This window comes from Vibrio sp. 1249-1, assembly GCF_033340495.1.
On sequence record NZ_JAWOWJ010000179.1, the window covers coordinates 1 to 983 of the forward strand.

At 53.4% G+C, this 983-nt stretch carries 1 protein-coding gene; it reads right to left on the reverse strand.

Going from position 1 to position 983, the window contains the following annotated elements:
• Nucleotides 1-954: thiamine pyrophosphate-binding protein (locus R7Z50_RS25075; RefSeq protein WP_318149433.1), on the reverse strand; the 954-nt coding region annotated here is incomplete at its 3' end.
• Nucleotides 955-983: the final 29 nt, after the last annotated feature.

The window sequence follows — 983 nt, forward strand, 5'->3', positions numbered from 1 at the left end:
AATGGTATTGATGTCGCCTCGCAGTGGTGCGTTTGCGTGGCGAAGCTTATGGATTTCTGCCGCATCGATGTCGATATGGATGACTTTGGCGTGCGGCGCAAAGGTATCGAGTTTGCCCGTCACACGGTCATCAAAACGCGCACCTACGACAATCAACAGATCCGCTTCTTGAACCACAAGGTTGGCCGCTTTGGTGCCGTGCATACCCAACATGCCTAAGTAGTGAGGGTCATGGCGTTCAATCGTACCTAAGCCTTTCAGAGTGCTTACCGCTGGCATCGGGTTCAGACGTAAGAACTCTCTCACTGCATCTGTTGCTTTCGCATGCTGCACACCGCCGCCGACATACAATACCGGGCGAGTGGACGCCGCCAGTACGTCTTGCGCGCGTTTGATGTCTTCAGCGCTGACGTCTTCGATTTCAGGTGCAACGTAAGGTGGCAGTAATTCTGTTGGGGCTTGAGCAAGCTGAACATCTTTCGCAATATCGACAATGACCGGGCCCGGACGACCCGTTTTGGCCACTTCAAACGCTTCGGCTAGCGTAGGGGCAAGATCTTCAATGTCAGTAACAAGATAACTGTGCTTAGTACAGGCGAGAGACATACCAATCACATCCATTTCTTGGAACGCATCGGTACCGATATGAGAGCTGGCAACCTGACCTGTGATGGCTACCAAAGGAACGGAATCAAGGAAAGCGTCGGCTAGGCCGGTAACAAGGTTGGTGGCCCCAGGGCCGGAAGTTGCCATGCACACGGCAACATCTTGAGTGGATCGAGCCATCCCGATGGCGGCCATGGCGGCCCCTTGTTCATGACGGCATAAGATGTGCTCGACACCTCCGTCATACAAGGCATCATAGATTGGCATGATGGCTCCACCGGGATAACCAAACACCGTCTTGATGCCTTGCTGTCTTAAAGCGGCTACGACAAGTTGTGCACCAGTCATCGTAAACCTCCTTTGCTACGTTGTGGCTC